This is a genomic window from Burkholderia sp. Se-20378 (assembly GCF_017104665.1).
GTDB classification, from domain to species: Bacteria; Pseudomonadota; Gammaproteobacteria; order Burkholderiales; family Burkholderiaceae; genus Burkholderia; species Burkholderia lata.
Window position 1 is genome coordinate 1 of record NZ_JAAGPG010000191.1, and the last position, 14659, is coordinate 14659.

Annotated in this window: 15 protein-coding genes and 1 pseudogene; 11 read left to right on the forward strand and 5 right to left on the reverse strand. The window is 67.4% G+C overall.

The features are described from left to right. Both G3N93_RS20170 and G3N93_RS20175 read right to left on the reverse strand, forming a co-directional pair. Positions 1-188, reverse strand: a 188-nt coding sequence (locus G3N93_RS20170) for a hypothetical protein (protein WP_206133790.1), incomplete at its 3' end; no start/stop codon positions are given. 299 nt (positions 189-487) lie between these two features. Further along, positions 488-1447, reverse strand: coding sequence for an LLM class oxidoreductase (locus G3N93_RS20175; RefSeq protein WP_206133791.1), 960 nt, complete (start codon positions 1445-1447; stop codon positions 488-490). 204 nt (positions 1448-1651) lie between these two features. On the opposite strand from G3N93_RS20175, the gene G3N93_RS20180 reads away from it, so the two are divergent. After that, on the forward strand, positions 1652-2050 hold the full coding sequence (locus tag G3N93_RS20180) for a lysozyme inhibitor LprI family protein (RefSeq protein WP_206133792.1): 399 nt from the start codon (positions 1652-1654) through the stop codon (positions 2048-2050). 21 nt (positions 2051-2071) lie between these two features. On the opposite strand, the gene G3N93_RS20185 is transcribed toward G3N93_RS20180, so the two are convergent. After that, positions 2072-2803, reverse strand: a complete 732-nt coding sequence (locus G3N93_RS20185) for a GNAT family N-acetyltransferase (RefSeq protein WP_206133793.1) — start codon at positions 2801-2803, stop codon at positions 2072-2074. Between the two features lie 1034 nt (positions 2804-3837). Here G3N93_RS20185 and G3N93_RS20190 point away from each other — a divergent pair. The 4 genes from G3N93_RS20190 to G3N93_RS20205 all read left to right on the forward strand — a co-directional run bounded on the left by G3N93_RS20190 (position 3838) and on the right by G3N93_RS20205 (position 7427). Continuing rightward, complete coding sequence (locus G3N93_RS20190; RefSeq protein WP_206133794.1) at positions 3838-4734, forward strand: NAD-dependent protein deacetylase; 897 nt, start codon at positions 3838-3840, stop codon at positions 4732-4734. Next, complete coding sequence (locus tag G3N93_RS20195; RefSeq protein WP_174938602.1) at positions 4731-5372, forward strand: DUF938 domain-containing protein; 642 nt, start codon at positions 4731-4733, stop codon at positions 5370-5372. Before G3N93_RS20190 ends, G3N93_RS20195 begins: the two co-directional genes overlap by 4 nt. 97 nt (positions 5373-5469) lie before the next feature. Continuing rightward, on the forward strand, positions 5470-6882 hold the full coding sequence (gene gndA / locus G3N93_RS20200) for an NADP-dependent phosphogluconate dehydrogenase (protein WP_174937069.1): 1413 nt from the start codon (positions 5470-5472) through the stop codon (positions 6880-6882). Positions 6883-7082: 200 nt separating this feature from the next. Further along, entirely contained in the window at positions 7083-7427 is a 345-nt protein-coding gene (locus G3N93_RS20205) for a DUF4148 domain-containing protein (protein WP_011355774.1), read from the forward strand. Between the two features lie 118 nt (positions 7428-7545). On the opposite strand, the gene G3N93_RS20210 is transcribed toward G3N93_RS20205, so the two are convergent. Then, on the reverse strand, positions 7546-7866 hold the full coding sequence (locus G3N93_RS20210; RefSeq protein WP_011355773.1) for a hypothetical protein: 321 nt from the start codon (positions 7864-7866) through the stop codon (positions 7546-7548). Between the two features lie 425 nt (positions 7867-8291). Between G3N93_RS20210 and G3N93_RS20215 the strand changes: the two genes are divergently transcribed. After that, entirely contained in the window at positions 8292-9026 is a 735-nt protein-coding gene (locus G3N93_RS20215) for a peptidoglycan DD-metalloendopeptidase family protein (protein WP_206133795.1), read from the forward strand. A 48-nt stretch (positions 9027-9074) separates the two neighbouring features. Here G3N93_RS20215 and G3N93_RS20220 read toward each other — a convergent pair whose 3' ends face one another. Next, positions 9075-9713, reverse strand: coding sequence for a Pr6Pr family membrane protein (locus G3N93_RS20220; protein WP_174937073.1), 639 nt, complete (start codon positions 9711-9713; stop codon positions 9075-9077). 225 nt (positions 9714-9938) lie between these two features. Here G3N93_RS20220 and G3N93_RS20225 point away from each other — a divergent pair, with 225 nt between their 5' ends. The 5 genes and pseudogenes from G3N93_RS20225 to G3N93_RS20245 all read left to right on the forward strand — a co-directional run. Continuing rightward, the gene (locus G3N93_RS20225; RefSeq protein ID WP_174937075.1) at positions 9939-10475 is read left to right on the forward strand and encodes a cytochrome b; all 537 of its coding nucleotides are present in this window, start codon (positions 9939-9941) and stop codon (positions 10473-10475) included. A 155-nt stretch (positions 10476-10630) separates the two neighbouring features. Beyond that, complete coding sequence (locus G3N93_RS20230) at positions 10631-10999, forward strand: DUF2946 domain-containing protein (protein WP_174982755.1); 369 nt, start codon at positions 10631-10633, stop codon at positions 10997-10999. An 81-nt stretch (positions 11000-11080) separates the two neighbouring features. After that, positions 11081-13213, forward strand: coding sequence for a TonB-dependent copper receptor (locus tag G3N93_RS20235; protein WP_174938592.1), 2133 nt, complete (start codon positions 11081-11083; stop codon positions 13211-13213). Between the two features lie 228 nt (positions 13214-13441). Continuing rightward, on the forward strand, positions 13442-14536 hold the full coding sequence (locus G3N93_RS20240) for a triacylglycerol lipase (protein ID WP_174937081.1): 1095 nt from the start codon (positions 13442-13444) through the stop codon (positions 14534-14536). Positions 14537-14539: 3 nt separating this feature from the next. Further along, a pseudogene (locus G3N93_RS20245) lies at positions 14540-14659 on the forward strand (lipase chaperone); the annotation flags it as partial.

The window sequence follows — 14659 nt, forward strand, 5'->3', positions numbered from 1 at the left end:
CGCAGCGTCGTTTCGACCTGCGCGCGATCGCGTGGATTTTCGAGCACATTGAGTGCCTGCTGCGCCTGTTGCGGTGTCAGCGCGGGCGCGGTGCCGGAAGCGGCCGACGCGGCGGCAGGGGCGGGAGCGGCCGCGTGGGCGGCCGATACGACGGCGGCAAGCAGCCAGCCGAGGAGGAAATGTCGCATGGAGTGGGCATGCGGGCGCGCATCGGCGCGCGGCCCGCCAGGCTGAACGATGGACGGAAGTTAACATGATCGCGATCGGAACCGAATAGTTCCGTCGACGATCATTCGAATCGGGCATACCCGACGCGGCGCGGGTGTTTACGGCGCGTTCGCGCGGTCATGCGGCGGACGCAGACTGCAGGCAGCCGGATAGGTCTGGGTGTGTCAATTGCCGGCATGTAACGTCTTTGTAATGCTGGCTTGTCGGCAACGGCGAGCGATGCACGCGTCGCGTCAAATTAATCTGGAATCCTGCCGAATCACGCTGGCTCGTCATGAAAAACCGGTAGAACGTGTTCCGCGATTTCTTCGACGACTTCGCGCACGGGCCGGTCCGAGCCGGGATTCAGCGTGACGTGATGCGTGCCCGCCGCGCGCATGTCGTGCAGGATGTCGATCAATGCGCGGCGTCCGGTTGCATAGCCGAGCGGCAATGCGGTGGCCGGGGCATCGGGATCCGCGACGAGGTCGAGCCGCATCGATACGCCGAATGCGCGAAAGGCGGGTGACGCGAGCCGGTCGACCGCCGCGCGCCACATCGAATAGCGGGCGCGCTGCGTGTCCGGATCGCGGTGGTACGTCATCCAGCCGATCGAGTGCCGTGCGATCCAGTCGACGCTTTGCCCGCCCGAGCCGACCGCCAGCATCGGCACGGCGTCGGCGCCGCGCGGCAGCAGCGTGAATTCCGGTGCATCGGGCGGCGCTTCGTCGGGCAGCACGCGCGAAGGCACGCCGAGCGCGGCCGCGACGACCTCCCAGTTCGTGCGATATCGGTCGCGCCGCGTCTCCGCATCGACGCCGAACGCCGCATATTCGGGCGGCCGGTCGCCGGAGCCGAGCCCGAGGATGAAGCGGCCGCCCGACAGCGTCGCGACCGACAGCGCGCCTTTCGCGATATGCAGCGGATGACGCAGCGGCAGCACGATCGCACCGCTGGCGAGCGCGATCCGGCGCGTGCGTGACGCCAGTGCGCCGAGCAGGACCCACGGGTCGAGGTGGCCGACCGGATCGGGGTAGTCGGCGCTGTTCAGCGGCACGTCGCGAATCCACAGCGCGCGAAAGCCGAGCGTGTCGGCCAGCGCCGCGAGTTCGAGCTGCTCGTCGAAGTCGGCGACGATATGGCCGGTGCGAAGCAGCGGAAGCGTGAGGCCGATCGACAACCGTTCGTCCGAAAAGACGCGATGCGCGACGTCGGGGCGGGCAGGGGCGGGCGTGGTCATGTCGAGTCCTTGGAGGCGGCGCGAAGCGAACGCGCGACGTTGCGTGTCCGAATGCTAGCGTGTTTGCACGACGGCTGCGCGGCAGCGGCACGGCATGCGCCGTGACTGATCGAGCTCGACCGGTTGGCGTACACGCAGCGAACGTGATGCGGAAAGCGGGCCGGGCATAATCGATGCCTTCCTTCATTGAAACAACGAATCCGGATGAATGCGCTTCCACACAGGGTGATCGGTCTGGCAGCGTGCGCCATGTTCTTCGCGGTTGCGTCCGGCGCGCTGGCGGACGAAGCAGGCCAAGCCGCTATCTGCAAGACTGCCGAGGAGACGGGCTACACGGCCGACATCCGCAATTGCCTGCGGCTGAAGTACGAAGCGGCCGACAAGCGGTTGAATGCCGTCTACAAGACGCAGATGGCGAACCTGGACGAGCAGGGCAAAGCGAGGTTGCGCAACGACGAGCGCCGCTGGCTCAAGGCACGGGATGCCACGTGTGCCGAATCGCGGCAGCCCGATGCGGGCGGCTCGCTCGGCCTCGTGGAGCATGACAGTTGCTTCGTCGACGAAACCGAGCGTCGCGTCAAGGCGATCGAGGCTTTTCGTTGAGATGTCGCGCCGGCCACGGCGTCAAGCCACCCGCAGTGTCGTGCCGCGCAGCGTGAGGCCGAGGCGCGACGCCACGCGTTGTGACGCGCGGTTGTCGCGGTCAGTGCTGTAGAACAGCGTGCGCGTTTGAAGCGACGGCAGCCGCGACCACGCTGCGGTTACCGCCGCCGCGAGGCCACGCCCCCGAAATGCAGGGGCCGTCGCGAGGCCGAGTTCGGCGCCGACTTCGGACAGCCGCGCGGCGAACGCGACCGATGCGACTTCTCCGTCGACGACGGCTGCGCACCACGGCGCCCACAGATCGGCGACGCGCCGAAACCCCATCGAGAACAGGCCTTCGGGCATCCCGTGCGTGGACAGCGCATGCAGCAGTTGCCGGCCCGCGTCGCTGTCGCCGTCGATCAGCGCGATGCGTGGGTCGGTGTCGAAACCGAGTGCGTGCGGCAGCGGGTAGACGAGGCCGATATTCCAGTGCGGAACAGGGGCGAGCAGCGCGAGATAGCGCTCGAGATGCGCGGGCTGCATGCGGTCCGCCATCGGCGGTTCGCTATCGGCCAGGCGCGCGAGTTCGTCTGCGATCGGGGTGGGCACGTCGGCGCGTATGCCCGCCAGGTTGCCGTCCGCGCATCGGCCGAGCCAGAAGCGCGGCGCGGGCGAGCACTCGGGATCGTTCTCGTGTTCGATCCGGCGACCCGGATGCAGCCGGAACAGCGTGCGGTAGTCGATATCCAGCCAGTCGTTTGCGTCAGGCATGCGTCGAGTCAAGGGCTCGGGTCAGGTGGTGCGCGCTGCGCGAGGAATGCCGGCACGGGGCCGCGCGCCGCACGCATGCGGCGCTGTGGGGCGATTGTAAGCCGTTCGGCGATCGCGCGCAGATGCAACGCCGCGCTGCCCGCGCGGGTCGGGCCGGTGCCGCGTGGCGGCACGCCCGGCCGACGTGCGTCGATCCGGAGGGCGTTTCAGTTTCGAAACGTTCGCGCTGCTTGCCGGTGCGCGATTCGCGTCGATGGCACCCAATCCGCCCGCGCGGCCTTGCGGCGTGAAGCATGGTGCGCTCCTTGCATATCTGTGCACGCCGTGAGCGCGGTCGCGGACGCAGTCGGTCCGGCGATCGCTTCAGTGGGTCGGACGTATCGGAGACGGGGACAAGAGAATGAAAACAGACCGAATCGCAACGTGTCGTGTTGCAAACATGAATCGCCGACCTGCCGGGCTATTTGCTTCGCCGTTTATCGAGGCGACGTGAGCGCGCGGCTTTCCGTTCCATCCGAGCAATCGGGTTTGTTCTGAACGACGACGTGCAGGTGTAGCGCACGAGGCCGACTGGTGCCAGTCGGCCGTCGGGGATGAACCGTGAATGCCTGCGGATGGCCCGGCCCGGATCCCGGATCGTCAATCTGCCGCGCGCAACGCGAGTCGTCGCGCGGCGTAGGCGTGTGCGTGCCGTGCCTTGCGTCGGCGCGACGGGTCCGAACCGGATCGCACCGGAAAGCCGGCAGCGCATCGATGCATTCGGCATCGCGGAACATGGGCAGTCCAGGGGAAGCGTTCACCGGCCGCAGCAGGGCGGACGCCGCGAAATTGTGCTGTCAGTTGATCCACTACCCCGATGGATCAATTGTTGAAGCGCCCATCGCCACGTGGCGATGGGCGTCTTTTTTTGGACGCCGGTTTGCGACGCGAGCCATCGGCCCGATCGCGCGACGTTCTGTATCATGTGCTGGCGTGCCTGGCCGCCCGTGCGGGCGCACGGTGCTTGCCGGCGCGCCCGATCACGCGTTGCCAACATGAACGACAAAGCCCTGCACGACCCTTCAACCGCCGGCATCGATCCGGCCGCACTCGATGCGCTGCACACGTTCGTCGAGCGTCATCCGCGCCTGCTGGTGCTGACCGGCGCCGGCATCAGCACCGACTCCGGCATTCCCGGCTATCGCGACCGCAACGGCCAGTGGATGCGCTCGCCGCCGATCCAGCTCCACGAATTCCTCGGCTCCGATGCCGCGCGGCGGCGCTACTGGGCGCGCAGCATGATCGGCTGGCCCGTCGTCGGCCGCGCGCAGCCGAACGGGTCGCACGTCGCGCTCGCGCGGCTCGGTCGCTCGGGACGGATCGAGCGTCTCGTCACGCAGAACGTCGACGGCCTGCACCAGCGCGCGGGCAGCGGCGACGTGATCGAGCTGCACGGCGGAATCGACGGCGTCACGTGCCTCGGTTGCGGCGCGCATCATGCGCGCGCGACGATCCAGGTCATGCTCGAGGCCGACAATCCCGAACTGCTGGGCGCGGAGGCCGAGCCGGCCGCGGATGGCGACGCGCACCTCGAATGGGCCGCGCTCGACACGTTCCGCATCCCGGCGTGCCCCGCGTGCGGCGGGCTGCTGAAGCCGGCGGTCGTGTTCTTCGGCGAAAACGTGCCGCGCGAGCGCGTGGCGCTCGCGTCGCAGGCGCTCGATGCGGCCGATGCGCTGCTGGTCGTCGGCTCGTCGCTGATGGTGTATTCCGGCTACCGCTTCTGCGTGTGGGCGCAGGCGCAGAACAAGCCGGTCGCCGCGCTCAATCTCGGCCATACGCGCGCCGATCCGATGCTGACGCTGAAGGTCGAGGCGCGCTGCGCACCCGCGCTCGACGCGCTGACTGCGCGGTTGGGCCTCACGGGCCACGCACCGGAGCACGCATCGTGACCGATCCGACCTCTTCTCCCGATCCGTCCGCGCGGCTGTCGGCGCCGGCGGCCGAACGCAATCGCGGGCCGATCCTCGACGTCTTGCGCCGCGTGTTGCCGGCGAGCGGCCACGTGCTCGAAATCGCGAGCGGCACGGGGCAGCACGCGGTCCATTTCGCGCAGGCGCTGCCGGGCCTGCACTGGCAGCCGAGCGATCCCGATGCGCAGGCGCGGCGCTCGATTGCCGCGTGGGTTGCCCATGCAGGCCTCGCCAATGTTGCCGGACCGCTCGCGTTCGACGTGCGCGACGCGTCGTGGCCGGTCGACGCGCTCGATGCAATCGTCTGCATCAACATGATTCACATCTCGCCGTGGGCCTGCACCGACGCGCTGTTCGCGGGCGCGTCGCGCCTGCTGCGGCCGGGCGGCGTGCTGTTCCTTTACGGGCCGTATCGCCGCGAGGGCCGGCATACGGCGCCGTCGAACGAAGCCTTCGACCTGCAACTGCGCAGCCGCGACCCGTCGTGGGGCGTGCGCGATCTCGAAACCGTCGTCGCGCTCGGCCTCGATCGCGGGCTCGACTGCATCGAGGTGGTCGAGATGCCGGCGAACAACCTGAGCGTCGTGTTCCGGCGGCTGCCGCACGCGGAGCAATGACAGGGAAGCGCGCATCGCCGCCGGGTTTCCACTATCCTTTCGCCTGTGCGCGCGACCCGGTTCGGGTCGCGCCCCGTTTTTTCCGGAGAATTGACTAATGGGCAAACAAGCAATCGGTGTGATCGGGCTCGCGGTGATGGGCCGCAATCTCGCACTCAATATCGAGAGCCGCGGTTACGCGGTGTCGGTGTACAACCGCAGCCGCGAGAAAACCGACGAACTGATCGCCGAATTCCCCGGCCGCAATCTGGTGCCGACCTATACGCTCGAGGAGTTCGTCGCGTCGCTCGAAACGCCGCGCCGGATCCTGATGATGGTGAAGGCCGGCGAAGCGACCGATGCGACGATCGCATCGCTCAAGCCGCTGCTCGAGAAGGGCGACGTGCTGATCGACGGCGGCAATACGCACTTCACCGACACGATCCGCCGCAACCAGGAACTCGCGCAATCGGGCCTGCACTTCATCGGCACCGGCGTGTCGGGTGGCGAAGAGGGCGCGCTGCGCGGCCCGTCGATCATGCCCGGCGGCCAGCGTGACGCATACGACCTCGTCGAGCCGATCCTCAAGCAGATCGCCGCCAAGGCGCCGTCGGACGGCGAGCCGTGCGTCGCGTACATGGGCCCGGACGGTGCAGGTCACTACGTGAAGATGGTCCACAACGGCATCGAGTACGGCGACATGCAGCTGATCGCCGAAAGCTACGCGGTGCTGAAGGACGTCGCGGGCCTGACCAACGACGAACTCGGCACGGTGTACACCGAGTGGAACCAGGGCGAACTCGACAGCTACCTGATGGAGATCACGTCGAAGATCTTCGGCAAGAAGGACGAGGAAACCGGCAAGCATCTGGTCGACGTGATTCTCGATCGCGCCGCGCAGAAGGGCACCGGCAAGTGGACGAGCCAGAACGCGCTGGATCTCGGCGTGCCGCTGCCGCTGATCACCGAATCGGTGTTCGCGCGCGTGCTGTCGTCGCTGAAGACCGAGCGCGTCGCGGCCAGCAAGGTCCTGTCGGGCCCGGCTGCCGCGCCGTTCGACGGCGATCGCGCCGCGTTCATCGAAGCGGTGCGCCGCGCGCTGTACCTGAGCAAGGTGATCTCGTACGCGCAGGGCTTCGCGCAACTGCGCACGGCGTCGGAAGAGTACGGCTGGAACCTCGACCTCGGGACGATCGCGAAGATCTTCCGTGCGGGCTGCATCATCCGCGCGCGCTTCCTGCAGAAGATCACGGACGCGTACGCGAAGGATCCGGCGCTCGCGAACCTGCTGCTCGATCCGTACTTCAAGGATATCGCCGCGAACTACCAGGCATCGCTGCGCGACGTCGTGGTCGCCGCGGTGAAGGCCGGCGTGCCGGTACCGGCGTTCGCATCGGCGGTCGCGTACTTCGACAGCTACCGCTCCGAGCGGCTGCCGGCGAACCTCGTGCAGGCGCAGCGAGACTTCTTCGGCGCGCACACGTTCGAGCGTACCGACAAGCCGGGCAGCTTCCACGCGAACTGGTCCTGACCGGCTGGCGAGGGCAGTATTGTTGCGAAAATCTATTCTTTGAATAGGGTTTTTCTATCCCGGATGCCGACATTGTTGGCTCCGGGGAAACAGTGTTTTCGCTCTTTCATGGTTTTCCCTAGGGGACGCCGGGACTAAACTCTGTTCCATCGCTGCAGACATGGTGTGTGCGGCGGAGCAAAAAAATCCCGGAGGTAATCATGAAATCGCTGATCGCAACGTTCGCTGCAGCTGCCGTCCTCGCCGTTCCCGCCGTCTCGTTCGCCCAACAGAACGCGCCCGTCACCCGTGCACAGGTGAAGGCCGAACTGGTCGCCGTGCAACAAGCCGGCTACAAGCTGGGCAGCGACCGGACGAACTACCCGGAAGGCATCCAGGCCGCTGAAGCCCGTCTGAACCCGCAACAGAACGTCGCCGCTGCCGACACGACCGGCTACGGCGCGCAACCGGCTGCCGCGCAAGAATCCGGCGCGCCGGCCAAGGCCAAGACCGGCTGGCAAGTCAAGCGTATCGCTGACGACGCCCCGATCTACAAGGGTCGTTAATGGTGCGGCCGCATCGGCGGCCTGATCCGACCCTGGAAGTAAAAACAGCCCGACGTTCCGTCATGCGGAACGTCGGGCTGTTCTCATTGGCGGCGCGCGTATCGCGCCAGCCGTCAGTTCAGTGCAGCGCGCGCCGGCCGCGCCCGATGTCCCGGAACAGCGCTTCGGCCGGTTCCAGCACCTGCAGCCACGTTTCGTCGTAGCCGCTCAACGTGTCGAGCGCATCGCGCAGCCGCTCGATCGCGAGGATCGGCAGCTCGACGCTGTGGCGCGTGGCGCCGGTCATATGCGCGACGCTCGCCAGCTGGACGAGCGCATCGGCCGCCTCGGCGACGTCGGTCGCGAACAGCAGGTGCCGGTTGAGCAATTCGACCAGGCCGCTGGAGCCGGAGAAATCGTCGGCGTTGAGCTGCACGGAAAGAAACGTCGCGTTGTTCATTGTCATGCTCCTCGTTGTCGTTGGATCGCGCAGTGCATCACCGAGTATAGGCGGCGATCGAAGGGGAGAATGTGACGGGATCGAGACTGCGGGCGAGGGCGGCACGGCCTGCTGAAGATCCGCCGCAGGCCCGCCCGGCGGCCCGCGCGGCGCGGCTTGCAGGCCGCCGGTACGCGGGTGCGCTGCCGCAAGATTGTTGCCGGATCAGGCACCTGACGCGGCCTTGACCGCCACAAATGGTATCTTTGCCGATTGGGACGACGCGAAAGAGGGGCCGGTGAGCCCATTCGCACCAATGTCCCGCTGTGGAAACTGACGGCCGCGAGAGCGGTCGGATACTGGTTGGTCCGGCCGTTTGGCCGGACATCGTGCGTCGCGCGCCGGGGGGCGGTGGGCGGCGCAACGACGCAAATCCGGGAGGACCCTTGAGAGAAACTATTCCCATCCACGATGCGCTGACGCGCTGGCTGCCGCAGGCGGCGCTCGTTGCCGCAGCCATCGCGCTGACGGGCTGCACGATGACGCCGTGGACCGACAGCTGGCAGCCGGCGCGCCAGTCGGCACCCACGTCGGCTGCGACGCCGGGCGTGATTGCCGGCTATTACCGCGTGAATCCGGGCGATACGCTCGCGGGCGTCGCGAACGCCTACGGACAGCGCGTCCAGGACGTGGCCAGCTGGAACCACATGGCACCGACCGATGCCGTGTATCCCGGCCAGGTGCTGCGCGTTGCGCCGCCGCCTGCCGCGACGTCGCTCGGGCAGCCGCCCGCGGCGGCCGCGCAGCCGGGCTCGCTCGCCTGGCCGGCCACCGGTGTCGTGGCTGCGCCGTTCTCGGCCGGCAAGACGCGCGGCATCGTGATCGTCGCCTCCGGGCCCGACCCTTCGGTGCGGGCCGCGGCGGCCGGGCGCGTGGTGTACGCCGGGTCCGGCGTCAAGGCCTACGGCCCGCTCGTGATCCTGAAGCATGAGAACGGGCTCATCACGGCCTATGGACACAACGGCAAGCTGCTCGTCAACGAAGGCGACGCGGTGCGCCAGGGCCAGCCGGTCGCCGAAATGGGCTCCGACGCGAGCGGCCGTTCGACGTTCGAGTTCGAAGTCCGCCAGAACGGCAAGGTCGTCGATCCGATGAACTTCCTGCCGCGCAACGGCGGCTGACGGCCCGCATCACCCCGTGTGCGCCGGGCGGCGCACACGCTCCCGCCCTCATCCTTTCCTGAGCGTCACCGCATCGGACTGTCTCGCGTGATTGCCGAGCCAGCGAATGCCCAGTGCGAGCGCCGCCGCGCCTATCGCGATCAGCGAGCACTGGATCGCGACCGGCAGGTAGCCGTGCGGCCGCGGATCGACGAACGGGTAGGGGTACCAGTTCTCCAGCGCGCCACGCACCAGCGTGTAGCCGAGATAGACGATCGGGAAACCGAGCCAGGCGAACGCGCTGCGCCACGGGATCGGCTGGCGCGGCTCCACGTACAGCCAGTCGCACAGCACGACGAGCGGCACGATCCGGTGCAGCACCCAGTTGTTGAACGCCGGCGTGATGTGGCGCAGCGCATCGAGCCGCGCGAGCAGGAGTTCGTAGACGATCGCGGTGATCAGGACGTACAGCACTGCGGCGCCGCGCATCGATTCGTAGCGGGCCGAGCCGGGGCGTGCGATGCGCCAGAGCCCGGTGGCGAGCATCGCGGCCGCGTAGAGGCTGCTCAGTTGCGTGAAGTAGCTGAGGTAGTTGCCGAGATGAAAGCCCGGCAGGTGCCAGTAGTCGGCGACGCTGTGCAGCGTGGTGGATACCGCGAGCAACGCGGCGGTCAGCCGATAGGCCGCAACGAAGAACGCCTTGCTCATGATGCCCGCGCGCCGTCGCACCAAAGCTCCATCGTGCCACAGCCGTTTGGGCGCGCGATGCGGATTTTCCATATGAAGCACCGCGCGGCGCACGTAGGCCATTCGTCGGATATTTGCGCGCGTCGTGCAAAACCGGGCGCCCGTGCGGCTACAATCGGGGCAGTTTTGCCGGGCGCAGGCCGGTGGCTGCATGCGTCCCTCCCCGCATACAACCCGAGACGAAGCATGAGAAACATCCTCGCGAAACAGACGCGCTACAGCTCGCCCGCGATCTTCTTCCACTGGGCCGTTTTCCTGCTGGTGGCGCTGGCCTACCTGGCGATCGAGATCCGCGGGCCGAAAGGCAGCGACAGCCGGGTGTTCTGGATGAATGTGCATCTCACCGCGGGCACGCTCGTGCTCGTGCTGTCGGTGCTGCGCGTGCTGTGGCGAGCCGTCAGCCGTGTGCCGGAGGCCATTCCGCAGGCGGTGCTGCTGCGCTGGCTCTCGAAGCTTGCACATGTCGCGCTCTACGTGTTCATCATCGCGCAGCCGCTGCTCGGCATCATGATGATCAACCTCGGCGGCAAGCCGGTGTCGCTCGACTGGCTCGGCATCTCGTTCACGCTGTTCGGCCCCGACAAGGCGCTGCGGCCGACGATCAAGGAAGCGCACGAGCTGATCGGCAACGCGTTCTATTTCGTGATCGGCCTGCACGCGCTGGCCGCGCTCTACCATCATTTCATCCGGCGCGACGACGCGTTGCGCCGCATGGCGCCCTGAACGGCACGTTCCGGAAGCACGCAGCAGGCGGGGGCGCATGGTTGTGTTGACAACCATGCGCCCCCGGTTCGTTTACCGGCATCCGCGCTGGCCATCGCGTTAAACATTCTGTAACATCTCGGCTGTTTTTACATTCCGCTTACTCGTTGCCGAGCATGCTGCACCGACATCGTCACCTGACCGCCTGGCTTGGCGTGCTCGCGATCTGGTTCGCGATCGCGGCGCCGCTGGTGTCGCAGTGGCGCGTCGCGCAGGCAGCCACGCCCGACGCAATCGTCTGCAGTACGGAGCATGGCGCGCATCAGTCGCCCGATGCGGGCCGCATGCACGATCATGCGCTGCATCTCGATGCATGCGGCTACTGCGGTTTCTTCGCGCACAGCCCCGCGATCGGCGGGCCTGCCGCCGCGGCACTCGCTTCCGTTCCCGTCGTTTCCGTTTCCGCCGTCGCGCCGCCTGCCGTCGCGGCGCGCACCGACCGCTATCCGCGCGCGTACCCGCGCGCCCCGCCCGAGCGCGCCTGACGCGCTGTTTCCGTTCCATTCACCGCCGAATCCGTGCGGCCCGTCGAGGCCGCGTGGAGGGCGTCACTCGGGCTTTCGATCATGACCATTTTCCAGTTGCGTGCGCCGCGGGCGTCACGCAATGCCTGTGCGCGGCGTCTGCCGCGCGTGCTGAAACTCACTGTTCCCGCGCTCGCTGTCGGCGCATTGGCCGCGAGCGCCGCGGCCGCCGAAACGGCGCGCGCACCCGGCGCGCCGTCCGACGATACGGCCGCGCCGCTGCCGGCCATCGAAGTCGTCGCATCGCCGCTGTCGACGCCGCTCGTCGTCGTCACGGATCCGAAGACCCCGCGCCAGCCGCTGCCCGCGAGCGACGGCGCGGATTACCTGAAGACGATCCCCGGTTTCACGTCGATCCGCAGCGGCGGCACCAACGGCGACCTCGTGCTGCGCGGGATGTTCGGCTCGCGGCTGAACATCCTGGCGAACGGGATGTCGACGCTGGGCGCATGCCCGGGCCGGATGGATGCGCCGACGTCGTACATTGCACCGGAAAGCTATGACAAGGTCACCGTCGTGAAGGGGCCGCAGACCGTGCTGTACGGTCCCGGCGCGTCGGCCGGCACCGTGATGTTCGAGCGCGTGACGCCGCGCTTCGACAAGCCCGGCATGCGCTTCGAAGGCAGCCTGGTCGGCGGGTCGTTCGGCCGCAACGACCAGAACATCGACGTGACGGCCGGCACGCCGGACGTCTATGGCCGCGTGACCGCGAACCACGCGCATTCGCAGGACTACAAGGACGGCAACGGCAACACCGTGCCGTCGCAGTGGGACAAGTGGAACGCCGATGCGGCGCTCGGCTGGACGCCGGACGACCACACGCGCGTCGAGCTGACTGCCGGCACCGGTGACGGTTATGCGCGCTATGCGGGGCGCGGGATGGACGGCGCGCATTTCCGCCGCGAGACGTTCGGCCTGTCGTTCGACAAGAAGCATCTCGGCGACGTGCTCGACCGGATCGAGGCCCGCGTGTACTACAACGAAGCCGATCACGTGATGGACAACTACACGTTGCGGCAACCGGACCCGACCAGCAGCATGCCGATGCGGATGGCGTCGGAGGTGCGGCGTCGCACGGTCGGCGCGCGCGCGGCCGCGACGTTCCGTTTCGCCGACGACTTCAAGCTCGTGACGGGCGTCGATGCGCAATCGAACCGGCTCGACTCGCGTTCGGCGATGGGGCGGCAGAACTACGGCGACAAGCCGTGGGATGCGCAGGCGACGATGTGGAACGCAGGCGTGTTCGGCGAACTGACGTGGTACGCGAGCGACGTGTCGCGCGTGATCGGCGGTGCGCGCGTCGACTATGCGAGCGCACGCGACAAGCGCGCGACGACGAGCGGCATGATGAAGAGCAAGCCGAACCCGACCTTCGACGACGATCGTACGCGCGTGTTGCCGAGCGGTTTCGTCCGCTACGAGCGCGATCTCGCGTCGCTGCCGGTCACGTGGTACGCGGGCGTCGGCCATACGGAGCGCTATCCCGACTACTGGGAACTGTTCTCCGCGAAGCGCGGGCCGGCCGGTTCGATCAACGCGTTCTCGGCGGTACAGCCGGAGAAGACCACGCAGCTCGACATCGGCGCGCAATACAAGAGCGACCGGCTCGACGCATGGGTGTCGGCGTACGCAGGCTACGTCCAGGATTTCATTCTGTTCAACTACGCGGCCGGCATGATGGGCCCGACCACACAGGCAACCAACGTCAATGCGCAGATCATGGGCGGCGAAGCGGGTGTGTCGTGGAAACCGGTTTCGCCGCTGCGCGTCGAGACGTCGCTCGCGTATGCGTGGGGGCGCAACGTGGCAACCGGCGATCCGTTGCCACAGATGCCGCCGCTCGAGGCGCGCATCGGGCTCGAATACACGCGTGGCGCGTGGTCGGCAGGGGGGCTGTGGCGCATCGTTGCGCCGCAGCATCGTTATGCACTGAACGAGGGCAATGTGGTCGGCAAGGACTTCGGCCCGAGCGCCGGATTCGGTGTGCTCTCGCTGCATACGCAATACAACGTCAGCAAGACCGTGCAGATCTCGGTCGGCGTCGACAACGTGCTGAACAAGGCCTACACCGAGCATCTGAACCTTGCCGGCAACGCGGGCTTCGGCTATCCGGCGAACTCGCCGGTGATGGAGCCGGGCAGGACCGCATGGGTGCGTGTGAGTGCGAAGCTGTAACGCATTGCGCGTGTGCGTTGCAGCATGCGCACGCATGAATGTGGCCCCGCCCGAACGGGCGGGGTACGTCAACCGATTAGAGAACCGTATCTAGTCAGGGAGCAAACGTTCGCGAGTCGTGATTCACTCCCGCATTCGACGCACACGGTGGTTGCGACGTTCGAGACGCGTAGTGTGTGTCGATCCGGCTTCATTCGCACCGGCAGCACAATAATCAGGAGAACATGCATGGCCAAAACGATGCGTTCCAGGGTGGTGGCAGGGGCAGTGGCATGCGCGATGAGCATCGCGCCGTTCGCGGGGACGACCGCTGTGATGACGTTGGCGACGACGCATGCGGCGGTGGCGGCGACCGCGTCTGCCGACAACTATGCGGCGACGCGCTATCCGATCATCCTCGTGCACGGGCTGACGGGTACCGACAAGTACGCCGGCGTGCTCGAGTATTGGTATGGCATCCAGGAAGACCTGCAACAGAACGGTGCGACCGTCTACGTCGCGAACCTGTCGGGGTTCCAGAGCGACGACGGCCCGAACGGGCGCGGCGAACAGCTACTCGCTTACGTGAAGACGGTGCTCGCGGCGACGGGCGCGACCAAGGTCAATCTCGTCGGCCACAGCCAGGGCGGCCTGTCGTCGCGCTATGTCGCGGCCGTCGCGCCCGATCTCGTCGCGTCGGTGACGACGATCGGCACGCCGCATCGCGGCTCCGAGTTCGCCGACTTCGTGCAGAGCGTGCTTGCGTACGATCCGACCGGGCTTTCTTCATCGGTGATCGCCGCGTTCGTCAATGTATTCGGAATCCTGACGAGCAGCACCCACAACACGAACCAGGACGCGCTCGCCGCACTGCAGACGCTGACCACCGCACGGGCCGCCACGTACAACCAGAACTACCCGAGTGCTGGCCTGGGTGCGCCGGGCAGTTGCCAGACCGGTGCGCCGACCGAAACCGTCGGCGGCAACACGCATCTGCTGTACTCGTGGGCCGGCACGGCGATCCAGCCGACACTTTCGCTGTTCGGCGTCACGGGTGCGACCGACACGAGCACCATTCCGGTCGTCGATCCGGCGAACGCACTTGATCTGTCGACGCTTGCGCTGTACGGCACGGGCACGGTGATGGTCAACCGCGGCTCCGGGCAGAACGACGGAGTCGTGTCGAGGTGCAGTGCGCTGTACGGCAAGGTGCTGAGCACGAGCTACAAGTGGAACCACCTCGACGAGATCAACCAGCTGCTCGGCGTGCGCGGCGCGTATGCGGAAGATCCGGTCGCGGTGATCCGCACGCATGCGAACCGGCTGAAGCTGGCGGGCGTGTAATCGATGACGGCACGAGGAGGGCGCGCGCCGCTGGCGCGGCGCGCCGTGGTCTATGGTGTCGTGGGGCTGGCGGCGATTGCCGGCGTGGCGATGTGGAGCGGCGCGGGCTGGCATCGCGGGACA

What these genes read in the sequence shown, in the direction of transcription:
- G3N93_RS20210 (WP_011355773.1), bottom strand. Translation starts at nt 7,866, where the DNA reads ATGAACAACGCGACGTTTCTTTCCGTGCAGCTCAACGCCGACGATTTC.
- G3N93_RS20185 (WP_206133793.1), bottom strand. Translation starts at nt 2,803, where the DNA reads ATGCCTGACGCAAACGACTGGCTGGATATCGACTACCGCACGCTGTTC.
- G3N93_RS20205 (WP_011355774.1), top strand. Translation starts at nt 7,083, where the DNA reads ATGAAATCGCTGATCGCAACGTTCGCTGCAGCTGCCGTCCTCGCCGTT.
- G3N93_RS20180 (WP_206133792.1), top strand. Translation starts at nt 1,652, where the DNA reads ATGAATGCGCTTCCACACAGGGTGATCGGTCTGGCAGCGTGCGCCATG.
- G3N93_RS20225 (WP_174937075.1), top strand. Translation starts at nt 9,939, where the DNA reads ATGAGAAACATCCTCGCGAAACAGACGCGCTACAGCTCGCCCGCGATC.
- G3N93_RS20240 (WP_174937081.1), top strand. Translation starts at nt 13,442, where the DNA reads ATGGCCAAAACGATGCGTTCCAGGGTGGTGGCAGGGGCAGTGGCATGC.
- G3N93_RS20190 (WP_206133794.1), top strand. Translation starts at nt 3,838, where the DNA reads ATGAACGACAAAGCCCTGCACGACCCTTCAACCGCCGGCATCGATCCG.
- G3N93_RS20235 (WP_174938592.1), top strand. Translation starts at nt 11,081, where the DNA reads ATGACCATTTTCCAGTTGCGTGCGCCGCGGGCGTCACGCAATGCCTGT.
- G3N93_RS20220 (WP_174937073.1), bottom strand. Translation starts at nt 9,713, where the DNA reads ATGAGCAAGGCGTTCTTCGTTGCGGCCTATCGGCTGACCGCCGCGTTG.
- G3N93_RS20175 (WP_206133791.1), bottom strand. Translation starts at nt 1,447, where the DNA reads ATGACCACGCCCGCCCCTGCCCGCCCCGACGTCGCGCATCGCGTCTTT.
- gndA (WP_174937069.1), top strand. Translation starts at nt 5,470, where the DNA reads ATGGGCAAACAAGCAATCGGTGTGATCGGGCTCGCGGTGATGGGCCGC.
- G3N93_RS20230 (WP_174982755.1), top strand. Translation starts at nt 10,631, where the DNA reads ATGCTGCACCGACATCGTCACCTGACCGCCTGGCTTGGCGTGCTCGCG.